This window comes from Sinomonas sp. P10A9, from assembly GCF_041022165.1.
Lineage (GTDB): Bacteria > Actinomycetota > Actinomycetes > Actinomycetales > Micrococcaceae > Sinomonas > Sinomonas puerhi.
The window spans coordinates 2,866,273-2,890,217 of the sequence record NZ_CP163302.1 but is presented as its reverse complement, the minus strand read 5'-3'; the positions used below and the strand labels follow the sequence as shown (position 1 = coordinate 2,890,217).

The 23,945-nt window shown below is 69.7% G+C and carries 20 protein-coding genes and 1 tRNA gene; 13 read left to right on the top strand and 8 right to left on the bottom strand.

All coding sequences use genetic code 11. The features are described 5' to 3' along the window. Positions 1-161 precede the first annotated feature (161 nt). From guaB to AB5L97_RS13150, 8 genes are all read left to right on the top strand, one after another. Positions 162-1,676, top strand: a complete 1,515-nt coding sequence (gene guaB, locus AB5L97_RS13185; RefSeq protein ID WP_307958038.1) for an IMP dehydrogenase — start codon at positions 162-164, stop codon at positions 1,674-1,676. A gap of 67 nt (positions 1,677-1,743) precedes the next feature. Beyond that, positions 1,744-2,877, top strand: coding sequence for a GuaB3 family IMP dehydrogenase-related protein (locus AB5L97_RS13180; protein WP_307958037.1), 1,134 nt, complete (start codon positions 1,744-1,746; stop codon positions 2,875-2,877). A 97-nt stretch (positions 2,878-2,974) separates the two neighbouring features. Beyond that, the gene (locus AB5L97_RS13175; RefSeq protein ID WP_369047438.1) at positions 2,975-4,696 is read left to right on the top strand and encodes a glycerol-3-phosphate dehydrogenase/oxidase; all 1,722 of its coding nucleotides are present in this window, start codon (positions 2,975-2,977) and stop codon (positions 4,694-4,696) included. 5 nt (positions 4,697-4,701) lie between these two features. Beyond that, a complete protein-coding gene (locus AB5L97_RS13170) occupies positions 4,702-5,196 on the top strand; it encodes a PTS sugar transporter subunit IIA (RefSeq protein ID WP_307958035.1) in 495 nt (164 codons plus the stop codon). A gap of 80 nt (positions 5,197-5,276) precedes the next feature. Then, positions 5,277-6,110: an SURF1 family protein gene (locus tag AB5L97_RS13165; RefSeq protein WP_369044999.1), complete on the top strand. Its 834-nt coding sequence runs from the start codon at positions 5,277-5,279 to the stop codon at positions 6,108-6,110. Continuing rightward, positions 6,107-6,592 (top strand): DUF3817 domain-containing protein, encoded by a 486-nt coding sequence (locus AB5L97_RS13160; protein ID WP_369044998.1) that lies wholly within the window; start codon positions 6,107-6,109, stop codon positions 6,590-6,592. The genes AB5L97_RS13165 and AB5L97_RS13160 overlap by 4 nt, the downstream gene beginning before the upstream one ends. Positions 6,593-6,715: 123 nt before the next feature. Continuing rightward, on the top strand, positions 6,716-8,266 hold the full coding sequence (guaA, locus tag AB5L97_RS13155; protein WP_369047437.1) for a glutamine-hydrolyzing GMP synthase: 1,551 nt from the start codon (positions 6,716-6,718) through the stop codon (positions 8,264-8,266). Positions 8,267-8,389: 123 nt separating this feature from the next. Next, complete coding sequence (locus AB5L97_RS13150) at positions 8,390-12,721, top strand: DUF4011 domain-containing protein (protein WP_369044997.1); 4,332 nt, start codon at positions 8,390-8,392, stop codon at positions 12,719-12,721. An 8-nt stretch (positions 12,722-12,729) separates the two neighbouring features. On the opposite strand, the gene AB5L97_RS13145 is transcribed toward AB5L97_RS13150, so the two are convergent. From AB5L97_RS13145 to AB5L97_RS13135, 3 genes are all read right to left on the bottom strand, one after another. Then, entirely contained in the window at positions 12,730-13,455 is a 726-nt protein-coding gene (locus AB5L97_RS13145) for an RcpC/CpaB family pilus assembly protein (protein ID WP_369044996.1), read from the bottom strand. 143 nt (positions 13,456-13,598) lie between these two features. After that, complete coding sequence (locus AB5L97_RS13140) at positions 13,599-13,892, bottom strand: FmdB family zinc ribbon protein (protein ID WP_307958030.1); 294 nt, start codon at positions 13,890-13,892, stop codon at positions 13,599-13,601. Between the two features lie 218 nt (positions 13,893-14,110). Next, complete coding sequence (locus AB5L97_RS13135; RefSeq protein ID WP_369044995.1) at positions 14,111-14,773, bottom strand: 5-formyltetrahydrofolate cyclo-ligase; 663 nt, start codon at positions 14,771-14,773, stop codon at positions 14,111-14,113. Positions 14,774-14,833: 60 nt separating this feature from the next. On the opposite strand from AB5L97_RS13135, the gene galU reads away from it, so the two are divergent. The 4 genes from galU (at position 14,834) to AB5L97_RS13115 (ending at position 17,713) form a co-directional block, all read left to right on the top strand. Next, on the top strand, positions 14,834-15,751 hold the full coding sequence (gene galU, locus AB5L97_RS13130; RefSeq protein WP_307958028.1) for a UTP--glucose-1-phosphate uridylyltransferase GalU: 918 nt from the start codon (positions 14,834-14,836) through the stop codon (positions 15,749-15,751). A 7-nt stretch (positions 15,752-15,758) separates the two neighbouring features. Further along, positions 15,759-16,376, top strand: coding sequence for a GNAT family N-acetyltransferase (locus tag AB5L97_RS13125; RefSeq protein WP_307958027.1), 618 nt, complete (start codon positions 15,759-15,761; stop codon positions 16,374-16,376). A gap of 130 nt (positions 16,377-16,506) precedes the next feature. Beyond that, complete coding sequence (locus tag AB5L97_RS13120) at positions 16,507-17,472, top strand: hypothetical protein (RefSeq protein WP_369044994.1); 966 nt, start codon at positions 16,507-16,509, stop codon at positions 17,470-17,472. A gap of 168 nt (positions 17,473-17,640) precedes the next feature. Then, positions 17,641-17,713, top strand: a tRNA-Ala gene (locus AB5L97_RS13115). A 25-nt stretch (positions 17,714-17,738) separates the two neighbouring features. On the opposite strand, the gene AB5L97_RS13110 is transcribed toward AB5L97_RS13115, so the two are convergent. The 5 genes from AB5L97_RS13110 to AB5L97_RS13090 form a co-directional block, all read right to left on the bottom strand. Beyond that, positions 17,739-18,947 carry an IS481 family transposase gene (locus AB5L97_RS13110; RefSeq protein WP_369044993.1) on the bottom strand — a complete coding sequence of 403 codons (1,209 nt, stop codon included), beginning with the start codon at positions 18,945-18,947 and terminating at the stop codon, positions 17,739-17,741. Positions 18,948-19,197: 250 nt separating this feature from the next. Beyond that, the gene (locus AB5L97_RS13105) at positions 19,198-19,773 is read right to left on the bottom strand and encodes a DUF805 domain-containing protein (RefSeq protein WP_369044992.1); all 576 of its coding nucleotides are present in this window, start codon (positions 19,771-19,773) and stop codon (positions 19,198-19,200) included. An 88-nt stretch (positions 19,774-19,861) separates the two neighbouring features. Continuing rightward, entirely contained in the window at positions 19,862-20,851 is a 990-nt protein-coding gene (locus AB5L97_RS13100; RefSeq protein WP_369044991.1) for a malate dehydrogenase, read from the bottom strand. A gap of 123 nt (positions 20,852-20,974) precedes the next feature. Beyond that, entirely contained in the window at positions 20,975-21,970 is a 996-nt protein-coding gene (corA, locus tag AB5L97_RS13095; protein ID WP_307958023.1) for a magnesium/cobalt transporter CorA, read from the bottom strand. A 7-nt stretch (positions 21,971-21,977) separates the two neighbouring features. Continuing rightward, on the bottom strand, positions 21,978-22,484 hold the full coding sequence (locus tag AB5L97_RS13090; protein ID WP_369044990.1) for an Lrp/AsnC family transcriptional regulator: 507 nt from the start codon (positions 22,482-22,484) through the stop codon (positions 21,978-21,980). 101 nt (positions 22,485-22,585) lie between these two features. Here AB5L97_RS13090 and AB5L97_RS13085 point away from each other — a divergent pair, with 101 nt between their 5' ends. After that, positions 22,586-23,863: an MFS transporter gene (locus AB5L97_RS13085; RefSeq protein ID WP_369044989.1), complete on the top strand. Its 1,278-nt coding sequence runs from the start codon at positions 22,586-22,588 to the stop codon at positions 23,861-23,863. Positions 23,864-23,945: the final 82 nt, after the last annotated feature.

Genomic DNA, 23,945 nt, shown 5'->3' with positions numbered 1-23,945 from the left:
AGGTGTGTGGTTCATCACCCGGGCCCGTTCGCGGAATTCCGGGGGCCCCTGCGGAAGTTTAGGATAGAAGCCACACCGCAGCGGACCAGTCCCGTAAGCACTGGCTGGTCATCAGCGCATCCACTGCACATGCCCGCCCGGCACACCGCCAAGGAGCACTCATGACCACCCCCAGCCCCCAGCACGATCCGTTCGGTTTCCTCGGCCTCACGTATGACGACGTGCTCCTCCTGCCCGGCCCCACGGACGTCATCCCGTCCGAGGCCGACACCTCGACCCGCCTGTCCCGCCGCATCCGCCTCGGCATGCCGATCCTCTCCGCCGCCATGGACACGGTGACCGAGGCCCGCATGGCGATCAGCCTGGCGAGGCAGGGCGGCATCGGGATCCTGCACCGCAACCTGTCCATCCAGGATCAGGCGGACCAGGTCGACCAGGTCAAGCGCAGCGAGTCCGGCATGATCACCAAGCCCGTGACCGTGGGCCCTGACGCGACGCTTCAGGAACTCGACGACCTGTGCGCCCACTACCGGGTTTCGGGCCTGCCGGTGGTCGACGGGAACCGGAAGCTCCTGGGCATCATCACCAACCGCGACACGCGCTTCATCCCGCAGGACCAGTTCGCCTCCCGCAAGGTCCACGAAGTCATGACCCCGATGCCCCTGATCACGGCCAAGGTGGGCGTGGCGCGCGAGGAGGTCATCGGCCTCCTCGGCAAGCACCGCATCGAGAAGCTGCCGCTCGTGGACGAGATGGGCATCCTCCAGGGCCTCATCACCGTCAAGGACTTCGAGAAGGCGGACCAGTACCCGAACGCGACGAAGGACGACGCCGGGCGGCTCCGCGTGGGCGCGGCCGTCGGCTTCTTCGGGGACGGCTACGAGCGGGCCATGTCCCTCGTCGAGGCCGGGGTAGACGTCCTCGTCGTCGACACCGCCAACGGCCACTCGCAGGGCGTGCTCGACATGATCTCGCGCCTCAAGAAGGATCCGGCTGCGGCCCATGTCGACGTGATCGGCGGTCAGGCCGCCACTCGGGAGGGCGCACAGGCGCTCATCGATGCCGGCGCGGACGCGATCAAGGTTGGCGTCGGCCCGGGTTCGATCTGCACGACCCGCATCGTGGCCGGCGTCGGAGTCCCGCAGATCACCGCGATCTACGAGTCCTCCAAGGCGTCGATCCCGGCGGGTGTTCCGCTCATCGCCGACGGCGGCCTCCAGCACTCGGGCGACATCGGCAAGGCCATCGTGGCCGGCGCCGACTCCGTCATGCTCGGGTCGCTCCTCGCGGGCACGGCCGAGGCGCCGGGCGACCTCGTCTTCATGAACGGCAAGCAGTTCAAGGCCTACCGCGGCATGGGCTCGCTCGGCGCGATGCAGACGCGCGGCAAGAACACCTCGTACTCGAAGGACCGCTACTTCCAGGCGGACGTGCCCAGTGACGAGAAGCTCATCCCCGAGGGCATCGAGGGCCAGGTCCCGTACCGCGGGCCGCTCTCGGCAGTTGCACACCAGCTCATCGGCGGCCTGCGCCAGACCATGTTCTACGTGGGCGCGCACACGATCGACGAGCTCCGGTCCAAGGGCAAGTTCGTGCGCATCACGGCAGCAGGCCTCAAGGAGAGCCACCCGCACGACATCATGATGACGGTCGAGGCGCCAAACTACCGCCGGTAGCCGCGCCGCCGGCCGCGCGCCGATCGAGCGCGCGGCCGGGCCCTGCTTGTCGACTAAGGTAGGTGCCGTGACTTACGAGATCGAGATCGGCCGCGGCAAGCGCGGACGCCGCGCATATTCCCTGGATGACATCGCGATCGTGGCGAACCGCCGCACTCGTGACCCGCAGGACGTCTCCATCTCGTGGCAGATCGACGCGTACCACTTCGGGATGCCCGTGATCGCGGCGCCCATGGACTCGGTCATGTCCCCCTCGGCCGCCATCACGCTCGGCAGGCTCGGGGGCCTGGGCGTCCTCGACCTCGAGGGCCTCTGGACCCGCTATGAGGACCCGGAGCTCGTCCTGGCCGAGATCCGGGGGCTGGCGGGCGAGCCCTCGAGCCCCACCGTCACGCGCCACCTCCAGGAGATCTACGCGGCGCCCGTCCAGCCCGAGCTCATCACCGCACGACTGGCCCAGATCCGCGAGTCGGGTGTCACGGTCGCGGGCGCGCTCACGCCGTCGGGCACGGTCCAGCACTACAAGACGGTGCTCGCGGCCGGCGTCGACCTCTTCGTGATCCGCGGCACCACCGTCTCCGCAGAGCACGTCTCCAAGAACCAGGAGCCCCTGAACCTCAAGAAGTTCATCTATGAGCTCGATGTTCCGGTGATCGTGGGCGGCGCCGCCGGCTACACCCCCGCACTGCACCTCATGCGCACGGGCGCCGCGGGCGTGCTGGTCGGCTTCGGGGGCGGCGCGACGACGACCACCCGCCGCGCGCTCGGAATCCACTCTCCGCTCGCCTCGGCCATCAGCGATGTCGCCGCGGCCCGGCGCGACTACATGGACGAGTCGGGCGGCCGGTACGTGCATGTGATTGCCGACGGCGGCATGGGCACCTCGGGCGACATCGTCAAGGCGATCGCGATGGGCGCCGACGCCGTCATGCTCGGCTCGGCCCTGGCCCGCGCCGAGGAGGCTCCCGGCCACGGATGGCACTGGGGTGCGGAGGCCCACCATTCCGAGACGCCGCGCGGCGAGCGCGTCAACGTCGGGACCGTGGGCCCGATGGAGGAGGTCCTCTTCGGCCCCGGCCACCACGCCGACGGCACGAGCAACCTCCTGGGGATGCTCCGGCGCGCCATGGCCACCTCCGGCTACTCCGACCTGAAGGAATTCCAGCGCGTCGACGTGGTCGTCTCTCCCTACCAGCGCTGACCCGGCCGCGCCCGGCGCGGCTTGCCCGGCCCGCCTAGACTCTCGTGTAGGCGTGATTCTTCGTCAGGGCTTCATCGAGGCAGAGGGGCATCGGACCATGACAGCAAAGCTCAGCCCGGACTACCGCGAGGCCTCACTCGCGAGGCTCAGGGAGAGCACCCAGCCTGGCCGCGAACTCGACGTCCTGATCGTGGGCGGCGGCGTCGTGGGCGCCGGGTCCGCGCTCGACGCGGTGACCCGGGGGCTCGAGGTGGGGATCGTCGAGACCCGCGACTGGGCGTCGGGAACGTCGTCCCGCTCGTCCAAGCTGATCCATGGCGGCCTGCGCTACCTTGAGATGCTGGACTTCGGACTGGTCCAGGAGGCGCTCCAGGAGCGCGGACTCCTGCTCCAGAGGATCGCACCGCATCTCGTGCACCCGGTCCCTTTCCTGTACCCCCTCACGCGGCGGTTCTGGGAACGGCCGTACGTGGGCGCCGGCATGGTCCTGTACGACACGCTCGGCCTCACGAACGGCCACGGAACGGGTCTGCCGATCCACAAGCACCTGTTCCGGCGCGGCACACTCCGGGCTGCACCGAGCCTGCGCGAGGACGCCATGATCGGCTCGATCCGGTACTACGACGGGCAGGTCGACGACGCCCGCATGGTCGCAACGCTCGTCCGCACCGCGGCGCAGTACGGGGCGCACGCTGCGAACCGTGTTGCGGTGGTCGACTTCCTCCGCGAGGGCGAGCGCGTCGTGGGCGCGCGCGTGAAGAACCAGGAGGATGGCTCCGAATTCAACGTGCGCGCGAAGCAGGTCATCAACGCGACCGGCGTGTGGACCGACGAGACCCAGGGCATGGTCACGGACCGGGGCCAGCTCAAGGTCCGCGCGTCCAAGGGCGTCCACCTCGTGGTTCCTCGGGACCGGTTCCAGTCCACGGTCGGGCTCATCCTCCGCACGGAGAAATCCGTCCTCTTCGTCATCCCCTGGGGCCGGCACTGGATCATCGGCACCACGGACACCGACTGGAGGCTCGAAAAGGCACACCCCGCGGCCTCCAGCACCGACATCGACTACATCCTCGGGCACGTCAACAAGATCCTCAAACGGCCGCTCACCCGCGAGGACGTCGAGGGCGTCTATGCGGGACTCCGGCCGCTGCTCGCCGGCGAGAGCGAATCCACGACCAAGCTCAGCCGGGAACACGTCGTCGCGCATCCCGTCCCGGGGCTCGTCCTGATCGCCGGCGGCAAGTTCACGACCTACCGCGTCATGGCGAAGGACGCAGTCGATGAGGCCACCCGCACCTTGGACGAGAAGGTCCCTGCCTCGTGCACGGACCGGATCCCGCTCGTGGGGGCAGACGGCTACCGGGCGGTCTGGAACCGCCGGCACCGCCTCGCGGAGCAGGCCGGTGTCCACGTGGCCCGGGTAGAGCACCTCCTGCACCGGTTCGGCTCGCTCACCGGCGAGGTGCTCGATCTGGTCAGTGAGCGTCCCGAACTCGGCGAGCCGCTCCCGGGAGCGGACGACTACCTGCAGGCCGAGGCGGTCTACGCGACGACCCACGAGGGTGCCCGGCACATCGAGGACGTGCTGACGCGGCGTACCCGCATCTCGATCGAGGCATGGGACCGTGGCGTGTCCGCCGCGCCGGTCGTCGCGGACCTCATGGCCCCGCTGCTGGGTTGGAGCCAAACCCAGCGCGACACCGAGGTGGCGCACTACCTCGCCCGCGTCGAGGCCGAGCGGCTGAGCCAGCAGCAGCCGGACGACGAGTCGGCCGAGGCCGCGCGCATGGGAGCCGACGACATTGTCCCGGTAAAGTAGCCTGCATGCCTCTGCCCGGATCGTTTGACCGCTACGACGCCCAGCTGGCGACCCCGGGCCTCGTCATCCTCGAGATGGTGGCCATCGACCGGGCCGACGCGACTCGGCAGCTCGCAGGACGAATGTACGCCGAGGGACGGATCGACGACCTCGATGCCTTCCTCGCTGACGTCGCAGCACGCGAGCACCAGCTCGCCACCGGTCTCCCAGGGGGAATCGGGCTCCCGCATGCGCGCAGCGAGCATGTGGCCAAGCCGTCGATCGCCGTGGGGGTCACGAAGTACGGCCACGCGCTCGATTTCGGCGCCATGGACGGGCCCGCCTATGTGATCTTGCTCATCGCGACGCCTGCTTCGTCGTTCTCCGAGCATCTCGAGGTCCTCGCCACGATGGCGCGTTCGCTCTCCAAGCAGGGCTTCCGGGACTCCCTGCGGCGGGCCAACGATCCCGACATCATCGCCGAACTCATCAACTCGTCGCTCGTCTTCGCCGACCCGTAGTCCCCGGGGTGCCCGCGCGCCGGGCCTGCCGGCAGGGCGCTATTTACGTTTTCTACAGGTTGTCGGAGTACCGTTAACAGGTGCTCCGAACTGCCCTCAAGCCCCAGTGGATCGCGGCGCTCATCGGAGCGCTCGTCGTGTCATGGGTCTTTGTTGCCTTGAGCCAGTGGCAGTTCTCGCGCTCGGTCTCCGAGGCGCCGCCCGTCACCCGGACGATCGAACAGGTCAAGCCGCTCGGCGACGTCCTGCGCCCCGGTGAGGTCTTCACCGCTCCCGCAGCGGATCAGATGGTCACGGTCTCGGGCCGCTATGACGCGTCGAGGCAGGTCCTGGTCAGAGACCGCCTCCAGGACGGCCGCACGGGCTGGTGGGTCGTCACTGCCTTCACGGTCGACGGCGCGCCCGCCGTGGGCGGTGAGCGCGGCACCGTGATCCCCGTGGCCCGCGGATGGATCGCCTCGCCCGGACAGGCCAGCCCCCCGCCGTCCGGCGCCCTCACGCTCACGGGCCGGCTCCTGCCGTCCGAGGCACCCAAGGCAGAGCACGACCTCGCCCCTGGCCAGATCGCCTCCGTCTCGGTGGCGCAGCTCATCAACGTGTGGGACGTTCCCAGCTATGCGGGATTCGTCAGCGTCACCGCGCAGGCCTCGCCCGCTGGAACACCGGTCCCCGCAGCCGCTGGCCTTGAGCCGCTCTCGATTGCGGCCCAGCCGCTCGAGCAGCCGGTCAACTGGCTCAACATCTTCTACGCGGTCGAGTGGGTCGTCTTCGCCGGCTTCTCCATCTTCCTGTGGTGGCGGCTCGTGCGCGACGACTACGAGCGGACCCAGGACGAGCTGGCCGACGCCGCGGCCCGCGAACAGACCACCCCGGATGCCAGCAAGGCATCGTCCGAAACCGGAGGAACACCGTGATCGATCCCAAGCCCGCAGCGGGCCGCACCACGGGTCAGCGCCGCTTCGGCGGCACTGTTGCCCAGATTCGCTCGGCCCTGAAGTTCTACCGCGTCGCGGCCTACGTCACGGGCACCATGCTCCTCCTGCTCTGCGCGGAGATGATCGCCCGCTACGCGTTCGGGCAGTTCCTCTACGCGGGCGGGTCGGACGCGTTCACCGGCAAGTCCTTCGGGTTCGGCTTCGCCGATGCTGAGCCGGCCGGCGTGGTAGGCGGCGCCAACGTATCGATCACGATCCTCATCGTGCACGGGTGGATGTACGTGATCTATCTGATCTCGAACTTCCGCGTCTGGTCGCTCATGCGCTGGCCGTTCACGAGGTTCATCCTCATGGCGCTCGGCGGAGTCGTGCCGTTCCTGAGCTTCTTCGTGGAGCGGCGCATGCACGCCGAGGCCGAGCGCGAGCTCGAGTCCCATCCCGAGGCCGGCCAGCGCTACTGAGACGGCCGCCACTGCCCGCGGGCCGGCGCGGGCCGGTCCGGTACCCTTGAGGGCGTGACTACAGCTTCCCAATCCTCGGCAGAACCGGCCCAGGCGCCCAACGCCCAGACGGTGCAAAGGCCGGTGCTGGTGGTGGACTACGGGGCCCAGTACGCGCAGCTCATCGCCCGCCGCGTGCGCGAGGCCAAGGTGTATTCGGAGATCGTCCCGCATACCCTGACCACTGAGCAGATCCTGGCCAAGAACCCCGCCGCCATCATCCTCTCCGGCGGACCCTCGAGCGTCTACGCCGAGGGTGCGCCAAGCGTCGGCCCGGACCTGTTCGAGGCGGGCGTTCCCGTCTTCGGCATCTGCTATGGCTTCCAGGCGATGGCCAACGCGCTCGGGGGGAGCGTGGCCCGCACGGGCCTGCGCGAGTATGGCGCAACGGTGGCCACTGCGATTGGCGAGCCGCACTCCCTGCTCGCAGGCATCCCGGCCACCCAGAACACCTGGATGAGCCATGGCGATTCCGTCCAGGCGGCTCCGGAGGGCTTCGAGGTCCTCGCGACGACGGCGGGCGCACCGGTCGCGGCGTTCGTGAACGAGGCCAAGGCCCTCGGCGGTGTGCAGTGGCATCCCGAAGTCAAGCACTCGGACTTCGGCCAGAAGGTCCTCGAGAACTTCCTGTTCACCGTGGCCGGCCTCGAGCCGAACTGGACCACGGGCAACATCCTCGAGGAGCAGGTAGACCGGATCCGCGCCCAGATCGGGGACGCCCGGGTGATCTGCGGCCTCTCGGGAGGGGTCGACTCCGCCGTGGCTGCTGCCCTCGTGCAGCGCGCCGTCGGGGACCAGCTCACGTGCGTTTTCGTTGACCACGGACTGCTCCGCGAGGGAGAGGCCGAGCAGGTCGAACGGGACTTCGTCGCCGCGACCGGGGTCAACCTGTACGTTGCGAACGAGCAGGAGCGTTTCCTCGGTGCGCTCGCCGGCGTCACCGACCCGGAGCAGAAGCGCAAGATCATCGGCCGCGAGTTCATCCGCGCGTTCGAGGAGGCCGAGCGGGCCATCGTCGAGCAGGCGCACGCCGCCGGCGAACAGATCAAGTTCCTCGTCCAGGGGACGCTGTATCCGGACGTCGTCGAGTCCGGCGGCGGCGAGGGCGCGGCGAACATCAAGAGCCACCACAACGTCGGCGGCCTCCCGGAGGATCTCCGCTTCGAGCTCGTCGAGCCCCTCCGCGCACTGTTCAAGGACGAGGTCCGTGCAGTCGGGCGTCAGCTCGGCCTCCCCGAGGAGATCGTCGCGCGTCAGCCGTTCCCGGGTCCAGGCCTGGGTATCCGCATCGTCGGCGAGGTGACGGCCGAGCGGCTCGACCTCCTCCGCAAGGCCGACGCCATCGGCCGAGCCGAACTGACTACCGCGGGTCTCGACAACGACGTGTGGCAGATGCCGGTGGTGCTCCTTGCAGACGTCCGCAGCGTCGGCGTCCAGGGTGACGGCCGTACCTACGGGCACCCGATCGTGCTCCGTCCGGTGTCGAGCGAGGATGCGATGACCGCGGACTGGTCGCGCCTGCCGTTCGATCTGCTGGCCAGGATCTCCAATCGCATCACCAACGAGGTCGACGGCGTCAACCGCGTTGTCCTCGACGTCACGAGCAAGCCGCCGGGAACGATCGAGTGGGAGTAGCCCTCGAGGCTGCTCCGCGAGGCGAAGGCCGGCGTCCCTCTGGGACGCCGGCCTTCGCCGATTTGGCGGCCTGCAGCGTTGCACTCCACGGTCAACCCCGGAGGACGCGCTAACCTCGAAGGTATGCCGAGATGGTCCACAGGCAAACGAGCCAGCGCACTTGCCGCTGCTGAGGAGATCCCAGACGTGCCCGAGACACCGTCCCCCGAGGAGGAAGCCCGTCTCGAGGCGTGGCTCTCTGCCCTGCCCGGAGTCACCGGTCCCGACACAATGCTCGCCTATTTCCCGGGCCCGGACGGAAGCATCGACCTGACCCGGGCCCATGCCTCGGGCCTCGCCCAGCTCCTCGCGGGCCGGAGGACACGCCTCTCTACGCTCCTGCGGGACCGGCAGGATTACACGCGGGCCGCGCGGGCGGCCAGGAATCTCCGGTCCAAATCGCATGAGCTCGCCAACGAGCGCGGAGTCGACGCCGGCCATCTCGCCGCCGGGCTCGCCACCTGGACCTCGGCGGTGGGCGGGAAGCCACGCCGCATCAGTGCGCCCGTGCTCCTGACCGCCATCGCGCTCACCGTACGGCCCGAGCAGGACGACTTCGAGCTCAAGCTCACGGAACAGGCCAAGGTCAATCCCGCTCTCGTGCGGCACCTCCGTACCGTCCACCGCATCGACGTCGATGCACCCGCCATCGAGCGCCTGGCATACAGCACCGCGCGCCTCGATCCGCAGCCGGTGCTCGAGCGCATCCGCATGCTCGTCGCCCCGATCGCGGGAGCAGAGGTGGAATCGAGGCTCCTCGTCTCGACCTTCGCCGACCTCGAGGAGAGTCTCGAGGATCCTTCGATCACCGCGGTCCATCCCATCCTTGCCGCCCTCGCCTCCACGTCCGGATCGGTGCACGTGGCCCCGGAGCCCCTGGATGAGTCCCGTTTCCCTGAGCTCGACGCGCGGGACCCTGAGGACGAATTCCTGGTCCTCGACGCGGACGCGGACCAGCAGCTCGTCATCGACGCCGTCCGCGCCGGCGACTCGCTCGTGGTTGAGGCACCGCCCGGAACCGGGCAGACGCAGACCGCCGTCAATGCACTTGCGACCCTCGTGGACTCGGGCCGTTCCGTGCTCGTCATCGCCGAGCGAAGGGCGAGCCTCGCAGAGCTGCACCGGGAATGCGACGCGCTCGGCCTCGGCTCGCTCGTCCTGCAGCTCGGCGCGACGCTGAGCCCGGGCCAGCTCCGCCAGCAGGTGGTGCGCGCGATCGTCCGCAACGAGAAATCCCACGAACCCCACCTGGCTGGGATGTACCGCGTCCTTCGGGAGCGACGCCACCAGCTCATCGACCATGTAGAGTCCCTGCACAACGTACGCGAGCGCTGGGGTTGCTCGCCCTACGAGGCGATGCAGTCCCTCGCCGCTCTCACGTCGCTCCATCCTGCGCCGGCAACGACCGTCCGGCTCAAGCGGAGCGTCCTGGACAGCATCAGGGACCGGGCCGAACTGAGCGAGCGCCTCCGGCGGACGGCCGAACTCGGCAGCTTCAGCCGTGCGGCCTCGGAGAGCCCTTGGCACGGTGCCCGGCTCGTCACGCGCCGCGAGACCGACGATGCCCGCGAGCTCGCTGCCCGACTGGCAACCGAGGTCCCGGCGCTCGAGGAACGCATGAGGGCGGTGGCGGAGCACGCCGCGATCCGGCTCGAGCGAACCGTGGCCGGCTGGGGCCGCCAGCTCGAGCTTCTCGTCGCCGTGCGCGAGAGTCTGGACAATTTCACCCCGGACATCTTCGACCGGCCCGTCACCGATCTCATTGCGGCGACGGCCCCTGCCGCGTGGCGCCGGGAACGGGGGATCGAGGTCACGGCGATCCAGCGCTCGCGGCTCCGGCGGGTGGCCAAGGAGTACGTCCGCCCCGGCGTTCACCTTGCCGACCTGCACAGCGCGCTCGCCCTCGTCCAGTCCCAGCGCGAGGTGTGGGCTACGTGCGCCGTGTCCCAGCGCCACCCGTCCGTCCCCTCCGGGCTCGCGGAGCTCAGGGAAGCCTATCTCTCGGTCGAGCGGGGCCTCAGGCGGCTCGGCACGACCCTTGCACCCACGGCGCTCGGCGGCAGGCTTCTCGATTCCGACGTCAACGAGCTGACCTCCCGTCTCGATGCGCTCGCCGAGGACTCTCCGACCCTCCGGTCGCTGCCCGAGCGGACCCTCCTCGAGGACGAGCTCAGTGAGCGCGGACTCGGAGACCTGCTCAGCGACCTCACCGAGCGCGAGGCGCCTGCCGCGGTGGTGGCGTCCGAGCTCGAGCTGGCTTGGTGGCAGTCGGTGCTTGAGGCGATGATCAGCGGCGATGACTACCTCGCGATGTCCGATGGCGAGCAGCTGCGGCAGGCGGAGTCGGAGTTCGTGCGCGCCGACCGCGCCCATATCGCCAGTGGCGCCGTGCGCCTCCGATGGCGCCTGGCGCGGGAATGGTCCGAGGCCATCGAGCGCCACGCGCGCGAGGCCGAGTCCCTCCGCGCGCTGCTCAAGGACGGCCGCATCAGCCTGAGCGCGCTTGAACGGCAGTGCCCGCGGCTCATCCGCCCGCTCGTCCCCGTGTGGACGTGCAGCCCGTACGCGCTTACGGCGGCCCTTCCGCACGATCGGAGGTGCGACGCCGTCCTCATCCTCGACGCCGATTCCATGCCTCTGCGCGCGGCCCTCCCCGCCATCGCCAGGGCCGACCAGATCATCGCCTTCGGCGATCCCCAGGTCGCCAACCCCAGACCGTTCTCCGTCTGCGTCGAGTCCCAGCCCGGCCAGTCGCCCGTGGCCGAGGTCGACAGCGCGCTCGTGTCGCTCTCGCGGGTCCTGCCGTCGGTGCGCCTGCGCACCACGTACCGCTCGGTGGACGAGGACCTCGATCTCCAGCTGAGCCGGCGGTTCTACGCAGGCAGCCTGCGGGGACTGCCCGACGGCGCGAGCGTCACCGGGCTCGACCGGCCATTCCTGCTCGAGTACCTCGCCGACGGCACGGGGCTTCCCAGCGGGGAGGACGGCGGTGTGGAGTCCGTGGCGGCGGAGGTCAACCGGGTAGTAGACCTCGTCTTCGACCACGCGCAGCACCGTCCCGAGGTCTCGCTCGCCGTGGTCACCGCGAGTGCACACCATGCAGCGCGGGTCGGCGAGGCCATCCGTCTCCAGATGGCCAACCATCCCGAGGTGGCGAGCTTCTTCAGCGGGGGCGAGGAGCCCTTCCGGGTGGTCCACATCGACCGCGCGGGTGGACTTGTCCGCGATCACGTCATCTTCTCGCTCGGCTTCGGCAGGACCCCGCATGGAAGGGCGATGCACAACTTCGGCCCACTGAGCGAACCAGGTGGCCGGCGGCGCTTCGCGCTCGCGATGAGCCGTGCAAGGCAGAGCCTGCATGTTCTGAGCTGCTTTCAGCCCTCCGAGCTCGACGTCACACGCCTGAGCGAGGGCGCCTCGGACTTCTACGAGCTGCTCGACAGGGAGCTTTCGGGCAACAGCCATCTCGGTAGTCCGGCCACACGTGCGGCCGCGAGCGCCGAGGCGCTCGGCGCGGATCCGCTGGTCACGGACCTCGGGGAGCGGCTGGCGTCCCGGGGCGCACGGGTCTGGCATCACTACGACGGTGCGGTCGACATGGCCGCGGCCATCGACCCACTGCTCACGATCGGCCGGGACGACCACGAGCCCACCGCTCCCATCGCCGTCGAGTCCGATGGAACGGAGCGCTATCGGCGCCTGAGCGTGCGTGAGCGCACCCGTCAGCGCGCTGAGCGGTTCGAGCGCCGCGGCTGGAAGCACTTCACCCTGTGGACGATCGAGGTATTCACCGACCCGAGCGGCTGTGCCGAGATGATCGCGACTGAACTGGGGCTCGAGACCCACGCCGAGGACGGCGGCCCGGCCGGCTTCCTCACGGGTGCGCCGGCGTTCTGGCCGGTTGACGAGGGAAACCGGCCGGCCGACGACGCGGGCGCACGGCCCAGGAGCGACGCTGGCCCGCGGTCCGGGTCGGGTGAAGAGGACGCGCCAAGGAGCGAAGACGAAGCGATGAGGTCCACGTCGGATCATGCTGAGAACGCGCGCGACGGGCAAGGCCCTGCGCCAACCGCAAGCGTGCCAAGCGGAATCGCCGCAGGGGGTGCTCAAGGTGGGGGTGCGGGACGCCCTGATGGCCCCGGGGCCCCCGGCCGAGCCGATTCCGCGGGGGCAGCCGCTGGCCAGAGTGCGGATGGTCCGGATGGAGCATCGGGGGTGACCTCCGAGGAAGGCGACGGCGAGGTGCGTCGCCTGCGCGGCCCACGTCGTGCCACAGTACCCGGGACCGGACCCGCCGCTGCCGACGAACCCGAGGCTCCGCAGGTGCACGGGGCTGCCGAGCCGACCAAGGAAGGCGGGCGCGGGGACGAACGCGACCGCTGGCTCAAGGAGCAGAGGCCCCCGCACTGGGGCTGACCGTATCCTCATCGGGGCCCCGTCTCCACGAGCATGAAGAAGACTTTGCCCCGCGTGGAGGCTCCGGCTATCCGGAGGGCCTGCTCCGGGGATGCCCCGACGACGAGCAGGCCCTCCGAGTCCTGCGCGGAGCCCAGCCAGGTTCCAGCTTGGCCGGAGCCTCCGGATTTCCCGGTCCAGAGCACAGGAACCCGTGAGGCAAGGGTTGTGCTCGCGCTGGCCGTGTTGGCAGCGCTGCCGGTTTCGGCACTCAGGACGAGATCCACGAGTTGGCCGGGGCTGAGCAGCTGGAGGGAAGCCGGATCTGCCATCCGCACGGGTACGGCGCTGGTGCCGGGACCGGTGCCGGCGAGGAGGCCGGGTCCGACGACGGCGGCGTCCGTGAGCACCTCTCCGCTGCGCAGCGGCCCGGCGAGCCTCTGCCCGACGATCTTCGACACCTCGGCCTCGGCACGCTGTGGAACGGCCTCGGCAGGGAGCCGCGCGATGCGGAGGTCTCCGGAGGAGACGGTTGTGCCGCCGGCAAGGTCGCGGGCGGCCACCGCAACGGGCACCAGAGCGGCCGACGGCGGCGTGAGCTGATAGACGGCCGCCCCCGCGCCGAGGCACAGGAGGGCGGCAGCGAGAGTGCGGCGACGGCGGTCGATGAAGCGGCGTAACGGGCTTCGCCGGGCGGGTTCCCACCCGCGGGGGGCCTGAGGGCGGCGTAACGGAGGCGACGCGGAGCGGCTCATGTCCGCCAAGCTAGGCCTCAAGCAAGCGCCTGACCGCGCCCGGTGGCGCTATGTGGACGACACGCCCAAGCGTGTATCTGTGGAGGAGGACTGGCTCGGCGAAGGTCGAGAATGCGGCCCGGAGCAGAACGTGGTGGCTGGTGTCAGCTCGAGACAGGCGCGGGAGCCGCTGCAGGAACCTTTGAGCCCGAGTCCTTGGAGCTTGAGTCCTTCGGGGCCGTCTCCTTCGCGCCCGTCGACGCGGGAACGGTGCTGCCGCCGCTGCGGGAGTCGGTCCGGTAGAACCCACTGCCCTTGAAGACCACGCCGACGCTGTTGAACTTCTTGCGAAGCGTCCCGCCGCACTCAGGGCAGACCGTCAGGGACGCATCACTGAACGACTGCACGGCATCGAATGCGTGGTGGCAGTCCTTGCAGGCATAGGCATACGTGGGCACAGAAACTCCTCGCTGGACAGGGCAGGCTGCTCTCTGCCCGGTACCACGCCCAGCGTGGCGGCCTTCCCGCGGCGGCACCGTTGGCACCGTGCCGCGCTGGCAGTCACAACCCCCGACTGCTAATTCTAACAGGCGGACCCCAAGGACTATTCCGGCCGCTACTCGGGCGACCGGTGCGGAGCCGACACCATTGACCCCGACGACACCTTGCCGGGCCCTTACCGCGGGATTTCACCACTCCGGACGTCGTCCGCCACGCTGCCTAGAGGCCGCAGCCCTCCCGGCGTGACGGCGGTACCCACGCGGCGATCCAGACGGTCGGCCGGGACCGCGCCGGCGGTGAACACCTCGCCGTCGTACACCACAGCGGCAGTGGGGAGCCGGGCGCCCAAGGCGTCCACCCGGGCGAGGAAGCGGTCGTAGTAGCCGCCGCCCTGCCCGAGTCGGCGTCCGTCGGTATCGAGCGCCGTTGCGGGCAACAGGACGGCGGCGACGCCTGGCCGCCCGTCGCCTCCCCTGAGCGCGTCCTCGGAGGAGATGAGCGGGCCTACGGGTTCCTGGACGGGCGCATAGCGGCTGCGCGCGAAGTCGATCCCAGGATGCCATTCGACCCATCCGAGCTGGCGTTCCGGCAGGCAGACCGGCAGAAGAACGCGGTACCCCGCGCCATGGAGCGCTTCGATGAGGGCAAGCGTGGGCGGCTCCGAGCCGACGCCGAGATACGCCGTCACGAGCGCGCTCTGGGGGACATTGGCGTGTATCCACGCGAGCCCGTGGTCCGCGATCCCAGCGGCGGCCGAGGCTATGTCCGAGGCGGCGAGGGATCGGCGTGACTCCCATAGCTGGGCGCGCAGCGCGGACTTGAGCTCGGCGAGGTCCATGCGGTCGACTCTAGTGCCGGGTGCGTCGCGGCGGGATAGCTCTCGTATAGAGTGAGCCTCGTGTCTACTTCTGCTGTCAGGAAAGCCGTCATTCCCGTTGCCGGTCTCGGCACCCGGTTCCTCCCGGTGACCAAGGCCATGCCTAAGGAAATGCTGCCCGTCGTCGACAAGCCCGCGATCCAGTATGTGGTCGAAGAGGCCGTGTCGGTGGGCATCGATGACATCCTGATGATCACCGGTCGCAACAAGCGGGCGCTCGAGGACCACTTCGACCGTGTGCCGTCGCTCGAGGCGACCCTTGAGGCCAAGGGCGACAGCAAGAAGCTCGCCGCCATCCAGGAATCGAACAACCTCGGCGACATCCACTACGTCCGCCAGGGCGACCCGAAGGGACTTGGCCACGCAGTCCTCTGCGCGGAGCGGCATGTCGGGAACGAACCCTTTGCCGTGCTCCTGGGCGACGACCTCATCGATGAGCGGGACGAACTCCTCAGTGACATGATCCGTGTACAGCAGGCCACCGGCGGTTCCGTCGTGGCGCTCATGGAGGTGCCCCGAGAGCAGATCTCGGCCTACGGCTGCGCGGATGTGACCGAGGTCGCCGGGGAGAGCTACGTCCAGGTCCACGGGCTCGTCGAGAAGCCTGAGCCTGCGGACGCCCCGAGCAACCTTGCGATCATCGGCCGCTATGTGCTCCACCCGGCGGTGTTCGAGGTGCTGCACCACACTGAGGCTGGCCGCGGCGGTGAGATCCAGCTCACCGATGCGCTCCAGACCCTCGCCCGGCGTGAGGGCGAGGGAGGCGGCGTGTACGGCGTCGTCTTCCGCGGGCGCCGCTACGACACGGGCGACAAGCTCTCGTACCTCAAGGCCGTCGTCACACTCGCCGTGCAGCGTGACGAGTTCGGCGCCGATCTGCGTTCGTGGCTGGCGGACTTCGTGGCCAACGGGGCGGAAGCCCCCTCCTCGCACGCCTGAGCCGAGGATGTGGGCATCGGGTCTGTGGCCCGTGACTCTGCGCTCCGGGGACCTCGCGCTGCGACCCCTGCGCATGCCGGACCGGGCGGAGTGGATGGCGGTGCGGGCCCGCAACCGCGATTGGCTCGAACCCTGGGAGGCCTCGAATCCGCAGCCCGGAGGGGCTTTGCCGACGTTTCGCGACATGGTCCGCTCCCTCACGCGCCAGGCCCGGGAGGGCTCGGCGCTGCCCTTCGTGGTGACCCTCGACGACCCCCACCAGCGGTCGTCGCCCATCGTCGGCCAACTCACGGTGTCCTCGATCGTGTGGGGCTCGGCGCTCATGGCAACGCTCGGATACTGGGTGGACCGGGAGCATGCAGGGCGGGGGATCGCCCCCACAGCCGTGGCGCTGACGACCGACCATTGCTTCCGTGAGATGGGTCTCCATCGCATGGAGATCAACATCCGACCGGAGAACGCGCCGAGCCTGCGGGTCGTCGAGAAGCTCGGTTTCCGCTACGAGGGCCTCCGCCCGCGCTACCTGCACATCAACGGTGCCTGGGCGGATCACGAGTCCTTCGCGCTGACGGCCGAGGAAGTCCCTGCGGAAGGGCTGCTCGGCCGGTGGCTCGCCACGCGCTGATAGCTGCAGAGTCGATAGGCACGACGCCGCGCGGTGCTTGGCATGGCGTTCGTCACCCGACTCGGCGGTTCTCGCGACACACCGACGCTAATCCGGGTCCCGTCCCGGGGATCCTCCTACGGTTTCAGGTATGGATGTTGCCCTCAGCAGTTCAACGGTGCTCGGCGCTGCCGTGCTCGTGTGGCTGCTGTGGGTTGCGCCGTACCTCATGCGCCGGCGCCGTTCGGCGCGTGCAGCGGGGGAGGCCTCCCTGCTGATGGACTCTGCCGACGTCGACCCGATTGATGACGGCGCGAGCGCCCCCGCGGGCCACTCGGCAGCGACCGGAGGCGGGAGCCCGGGCCGTCCCTCCGCCGAGGCAGGGCCGAAGTCTCAGGCAGCCAGCGCGGCGTCGTCCGATCAGTCCGATCCGAAGGTGCCGTCCGCGCCGATCCCGCCGCGGCTCCGGATCCGTTGGGGGCGTCTCGGTGTTGCCCTCGGAGGGCTCGCCGCGCTGCTCGCCACTGCCGTGACGCTCGCCCTCATGCTTCTCGGCGTTCCCGGCTGGATTCCCGCGGTGTGCGCGGCCGCAGCGGTGGGTTCCGTGGCGATCCTGCGGACGCTCGCGTTGCGCGACAGGAAGCGGCGTGTCGACGACGCCTTCCGCGAGGCCATGACGGCCAATGCCGTGGACCCGAGCCCTCCACCGTCACCGCGGGCTCCGGCGGAAGTCTTCGACGCCGGGCGCGAGCCAGAACCTGCCCCGCGGGCCATGAGCCGCGAGGAACTGCGCGCGATCGCGCTCGAGGTTGCCAAGGCATCCCAGGCCACTGCCGACGAGGCGGCCAAGGCCAGCGGCGAGGGCGAAGCCGCGTGGGATCCGGTCGAGGTGCCCAAGCCTTCGTACCTCGAGGCGGCAAAGGCCGAACGCCCAGAGCCGGCCCCGCTCGAGGTCCCGGCCGATCCGCAGCCCCAAGGACACCCAACCCTCAAGCCAAGGGCCGAGGGTCCGGAGCCTGGGACGGTTCCCGGGGTCCCCGCTCTTGCACCCCGCCCCGCGGGCCGTGCGGGTGCCCTCGGCAACCTCGACGAAGTGCTCCAGCGCCGCCGCGCCTAGTTCCCGCCGGATGCGCCGGAATGAGCTTCAAGACGCTTCGGCACGCCCGAACTGTGGCTTCTCTCCTCCGCACGAGAAGGCCGTTATCGCACCGGTCCGAGGGGCTGCTGGGGGCGGTCTCCGATTTTGATTTTGGGCAGCGCCCCAGTAACGTTGTTCCCGCACCGAGGGGTCTTAGCTCAGTTGGTAGAGCGCTTCGTTCGCATCGAAGAGGTCAGGGGTTCGAATCCCCTAGGCTCCACGTCTGTGATGTAGCGGGACATCCTTTACGGATGTGGCGGGACATCGTTGACACCCCCGGTCTTCGGACCGGGGGTGTTCTGTTTTTTGGGCTGGTAGCCGCGGGTGGGATTGATGGTGAACTCGGCGAGGATCTCGCCGGTGCCGTGCTCGATGGCGGTGGCCTCGGCGTCGTGGACGAGCAGGATGAGGCGTTTGTGCCTGTGGGCGCGGCCGATGCCGAGGTGACGGAGGCGTCCCGCGTGGCGGAGGGTGACCTTGCCGTCGGCGTCGACGCGGTCAACCCTGACCCGGAAGTGTGCCCCCTGGGCGGCGGCCGCGGGGCCGGCCTTGGGGGTCTGGGCGTAGGCCTCGGCGGGTGTGTGCCTGCCGAGCGCGCGGTGGGGGCGTTCGTGGTTGTAGACGTGGCGGAATCTGGTGAGCTGGTCGTTCAGGTCCTCGATGGTCTGGGCCGGAGGCTGGCTGTGGAGCCATTTCTTCAGGGTCTGGTGGAAGCGCTCGATCTTGCCCTGGGTCTGGGGGTGGCCGGGGGATCCGTTCTTCTGCGTGATCCCGAGCCCTGCGATGAGGGTCTCGAAGGCGTTGCGGCCGCCTTTCCCGCCGGCCAGGCGGGTGGTGTAGACCATGCCGTTGTCGGTCAGGGTGCTGGCGGGCAGGCCGTGTTCCTGTGCGGTGTCCAGGAAGGCGTCCACGACGATGGCGCCGGTCGTCCTGGGGTGGGCGGTGAGGTGGAGCAGGCAGCGGGAGTGGTCGTCGAGGAAGTCGATGATCTCGGTGTCGGTGCCGTCGGCCAGGTGCCAGTGGGTGAAGTCGGACTGCCAGGTCTCGTTGGGCTGGGCCGCGGCGAAGCGTCGCAGGGAGGACTTGGGACGCTTGTGGGGTTCGGGGGCGACCGCGCCGGCGGCCCGGAGGATGCGGTGGATGGTGGTGCTCGCGGGCACCGGGAGGCCCTCGCGTCCGAGATGGGCAGCGATGGTCTCGGCCCCGGAGTCCAGGCCCTTGGCCTGCAGGTCGGCGCGTAGGACCAGGATCCTCTCCTGAACGTTGGCCGGCGTCTGCTGCGGGCTGGTGCGGGGCCGCCGGGAGCGGGCCTCGAGGCCGGCCTCTCCTTCGGCTGCGTGGCGGGCGATGAGTTGGTGGACCCATTGGCGGCTGATGCCGTACCGGCGGGCTGCTTCGGCCTTGGACATCCCACCCTCCAGGACTGCGAGGACGATGACCTTGTTCTTCGACATGGCAGAAGCCCAATGGGCGAGGTGTCAACGATGTCCCGCGACATGCCGGAAGGCGTCAACGATGTCCCGCCACAGCAGTCCACTGTCACCTGTCAACGATGTCCCGCCACATGCGTCAACGATGTCCTGACATCACACACCCTAGGCTCCACGTCTGCCCTTGTCAGGGCAAAAGAAAACAGGGTTCCAGTCTTTGACTGGGACCCTGTTTTCGTTGGGCGCCGGTGACGGCTGCCCAGCCCTCCTCGGCCTAGGGCGTCGGCCCCGCGCCCGGCGGGGGCGGGGGTGGTGCGGTCGGCGGCTGCTGAGGGGGATAAGGCGGCTGCTGGTACGGCGGATACGGTGGCTGCTGGTACGGCGGATACCCCTGCTGCTGATATGGGGCCACGGGCTTGCCCGGATACCGATCGAAGCGCTGCCCCATCGGATTCTCGCGCTGGGCAAGCATCACGATCAGGGCAATCCAGCCGAGCACGGGGATGAGGGCGAGCAGCAGGAGCCACGCGCTGGCGTTCACGTCGTGGAGGCGGCGGGCCGCAACCGCCAGCGAGGGCACCACGCTGACGAGGAACCAGAGCCCACCGAGCACACTCGATCCCGTGGTCTGCCCGTTGACCACGGTCGGGCTGATGGCGTTCAGCACGGCGGACACTATGGCGGACGCGAGTGCCCACCACCAGTATTCGCTGCGGCTCGCGCGCCCGGCGAATACTGCGTACTTCTTCCATACTCGTGTGAACGCCTCGACCGGCGGCGCGCCGTAGTACGGGAGTTCGAGCGGGTGGACCGGACTGCCGGCCGCATAGGGAGGCTGTTGGCTGGTCATCGAACCGTTCCTTTCGGCGGGGCCGTGCCCACGTTTCCCATGCTAGGAGCAGCGAATCCCCTGTGTCAGGGTCTGAAGGCCCATTGGCTCAGCCCAGAAGCCCGAGTACCCGCACGGCGTCCCTCTCGGCCTCGAGCTCTGCCACCGAAGCTTCGATGCGACGCCGCGAGAAGTCGGGCACGTCGAGGCCCTGCATGATCTCCCAGCGGCCGTCCACTGCCTGTACCGGGAACGAGCTCACGAGACCCTCGGGAACGCCGTAGGAACCGTCTGAGACCACGCCGGCGGACGTCCACCGGCCCGGCGTGCCGTGAACCCAGTCCCGCACGTGGTCGATGGCGGCGCTCGCGGCCGAGGCCGCGGAAGATGCTCCGCGGACGTCGATGATCTCTGCGCCACGCTTGGCCACCCGCGGGATGAACTCGGACTCGAGCCACGCCTCGTCCACGAGGGAGGACACCGGCTGCCCGCCCGCCGTCGCGTTGGTGACGTCCGGGTACTGGCTCGCGGAGTGGTTGCCCCAGATCGTCACGCCCTCAACGTCCGCGGTCCGGCAGCCCAGCTTCGCCGCGAGCTGGGCAACGGCCCGGTTGTGGTCGAGGCGCGTCATGGCAGTGAACCGGTCGCGCGGAACGTCGGGCGCATTCGCCGCCGCGATGAGTGCGTTGGTGTTCGCCGGATTGCCGACGACGAGGACGCGCACGCCGTCCGCCGCATGGTCGTTGATGGCCCGCCCCTGGGGCCCGAAGATGCCGGCGTTGGCCTCGAGCAGGTCGCCGCGCTCCATGCCGGCGCTCCGCGGCCTCGCGCCGACGAGGAGAGCCACGTCCGCGCCGTCGAACGCGCTGGTCGCGCGGTCTGTCACGTCCACGGAGTCCAGCGGGGCGAAGGCGCAGTCCGAGAGCTCAAGCGCGGTCCCCTCTGCCGCGCGCACGGCCGCGGGGATCTCGAGCAGCCGGAGCCGGACCCGGGTGTCCGGTCCGAGCATGGCCCCGCTCGCGATGCGGAACAGGAGCGCGTAGCCGATCTGGCCGGCTGCTCCCGTGACGGTCACTGTCATTGACGACTGGGCAGTCATGGCGCCAGCCTAGCCGTCCTCGCCGGGCCGCGGCAGCCCGCCGTCGTGCGTCGTGGCCCGGAGAGGTGGGCCGTCTTTCGAGCCTGCCCCAACCGGCTCCGCTCAGGCGCGCGCGGGCTCCCGTCAGAGCCACTGCTTCCGTTTGAAGATGAGCCAGAGGATGAAGCCCGCGACGACCATGAGGGCGAGCCCGTAGGGGTACCCGTAGTCCCAATCGAGCTCGGGCATGTTGTGGAAGTTCATGCCGTAGATCCCCGCAACAAGGCTCGGGGCGAAGAAGATCGCGGCCCACGAGGAGATCCGCTTGACCTGCTCGTTCTGGGCCAGACTGGTCTCGTTGTGCCGATTGGCAGTCAGGGTGCCGTCCAGGACGAGGGCATTCTGGAGGATGTCTCGGAAGGCATCGGCGCGCGAGACGGTCTGCTCGAGGTGGTCGTGGACGTCCCGGAGGCTGCGCTGGAGTTCGATGTCGACCCGATGCTTCAGGAACCCGCCCTCGATGCTCTCGATCATCCGCTTGAGAGGGTGGACCGCGCGCTGGAACTGCAGGACCTCGCGGGTGAGCTCGTAGATGCGCCGCGACACCGATGGGTCGTTGGCGAAGAGCTGGTCCTCGATCTCGTCGATGTCGTTCTCAAGGCCCCCGACGACGGGCTCGTAGTCGTCCACAACGCGGTCCAGGAGCGCGTACAGCACCGACTCGGGACCGCGCGCCAGCAACTCGGGATCCGCTTCGAGCCGCTTCCTGACGAGGCCCACGCCCGCTGTCTCGGCGTGGCGGATGGTCACCACGTAGTTCGCACCCGTGAAGATGTGGAGCTCGCCGAACTCCACTGTCTCGGACTCGTCGATGTAGCGGGCGGGGCGAAGCACGGTGAACATCATGTCGTCGTAGCGCTCCATCTTGGGGCGCTGGTGGGCCTTGATGGCGTCCTCGACGGCGAGATCATGCAGGCCGAACTCGTGGGCCACCTCGGCCATCTCCTCGGTGGACGGGCGGTACAGCCCGATCCACGCCATGCTCCCGCCCGTGGCATCGAGGGTCTCGAAGGTCTGCTCGAGGGACTCCGGGGCGGCGACGCGGCGGCCGTCGAGGTATACGGCGTTGTCGATGATCACCGCCCCATTATCGGGGCGTCGGGGCCGACGGCGGTGCTGCCGCCACCTCCGCGGCGCGGCGTAGGAGTGCATCGGCGCGATACGCGACGTGCGCATGCAGGGCGAGGACCGTCTCGGAGCGGATGACCCCCTTGATGCGCAGCACCTGGCGCAGGGCAGCCTGGAGCTCGTGGGTGTCTGCCGCGACAAGGCGGCACCAGATGTCTCCGCGGCCCGAGATCTCATAGGCCTCGAGCACCGTGGGGATGCGGCGCAGCCCGGCCACGACGGCGTCGAGGTCCCGGTGCACCACCTCGAGGGTGATGAACGCGACGACGTCGTAGCCCAGCGCCTCGAGGTCCACATCCCGACCGCTCCCGCGCAGCACCTCGGCGCGTTCGAGGCGCTTCAGCCGGCTCTGCACCGTATTGCGGGCGACGCCGACGCGGGCCGCGAGTTCGGCGATCTGCGCGCGCGGGTCCTCGACGAGGGCACACAGGAGTCTCAGGTCCGTGGCGTCCAGCGTGGTGCTCATTGATCACTCCTAGGTCAGTTCTCAGGGCATCTCTGATCACCATGATCAATCAGTAGGGGTAGAGATGACTACTGGGGACGACGCCTCGCGAAAATGGCGGCATGACCGTCATCGCCGAGCTTCGCATGCACGCGCCGGCCGCAGCCCGCCCCGGATGGGACGCCTCGCGCACCGTGCGCCTCGTCCTCTCCGGCGCTGTGATGTTCCTGCTCCTGGTCGGTGCGAACCTCGCCACGCCGCTGTATGCGGGCCTGCAGGAGCGTCTCGGCTACGGAAGCCTCGGCACCACGATGGCCTTCGCGAGCTACGTCCTGGCGCTCGTGGGGGTGCTCGTGACGGCAGGCCATTGGTCCGACTACGTGGGGCGCCGTGCGGCCATGGTGCTCGCGGTCATTCTCGGACTGGCCGGGAGTGCGGTCTTCGCATCCGCCGGTTCGCTCCCGGCGCTCTGCGGGGGGAGGGTGCTTCAGGGCATGGCAGTCGGCCTGGCCACGGGGGCGTGCGCCGCGGCCCTGCGCGAACTGCTGCCGCAGCGGCCAGAGTGGGCCTCCCGGTTCACGCTGCTCGCCTCCTCGGGCGGCGTTGCCCTGGGCCCCGTCCTCGGTGGCGCCCTCGCTGTGCTTCCCGGCGGACCGGCGGTCCCGTTCGCCGTGCACGCCCTGCTGCTCGCAGTACTCCTGGTGCCGCTCGTCCTCGTCCGCGCGCGCCCGGCCGCACTCCTGCCCGCCGGACTTGTGCGCACCGGGGTGAGACCCGCGAGGCTGCTCGCCCCGCGCAGCCTCCGCGGCGCGGTGCTGGCCGGACAGGCACGGCGGACGTTCTGGCTCGCCGCTGCAACGGGATTCCTCAGCTTCGCCCTGTTCGGCTACCAGCTTGCGCTCTCGCCGGCCGTCTTCGCCCGGGTCCTGGGCCTCGGCACCCCGGCGGCGCTCGGTGCGCTCGCGGGGCTGACCCTCGCGGCGTCTGCGGCGAGCCAGCTGCTCGTGCCGGGCGGGCGCCGTCGTGCGCGACGGGACTCAGTGCTGGGCCTGACCGCCCTCGCGGTCTCCGTGGGCGTGCTCGCGTGGGGCACGACGGCGGGGAGCGCGGCCGCGCTCATCCTCGCCAGCGCCGTGGCTGGCGCAGGCCAGGGAGTGGCGTTCCGTGCCGGGTTCGATGCCGTGGCCTCATCGGTGCCGGCCGAACGGCACGCGCAGACCGTCAGCCTCCTCTATGTCGTGACGTACCTCGGCAGCGCGGTGCCGGTGCTGGGGCTCGGCGCGCTCGCGGGCGCGGTGGGGCTGGGCGTAGCCGCTCCCATCTTCCTGTTGGCATGCTCGCTTGCATTCGGCGCTTTGGCTCTGTTCGCGCTGCGGGCCCCGCGGGCGGCCGGGGCATAGGGTCGGGGCGGCTGCGCGCTCCCGACACCAGTTGGTGGCCCCACCGCACAGCGAACGCTGCAAAGAAGTCATTGCAAAGAAC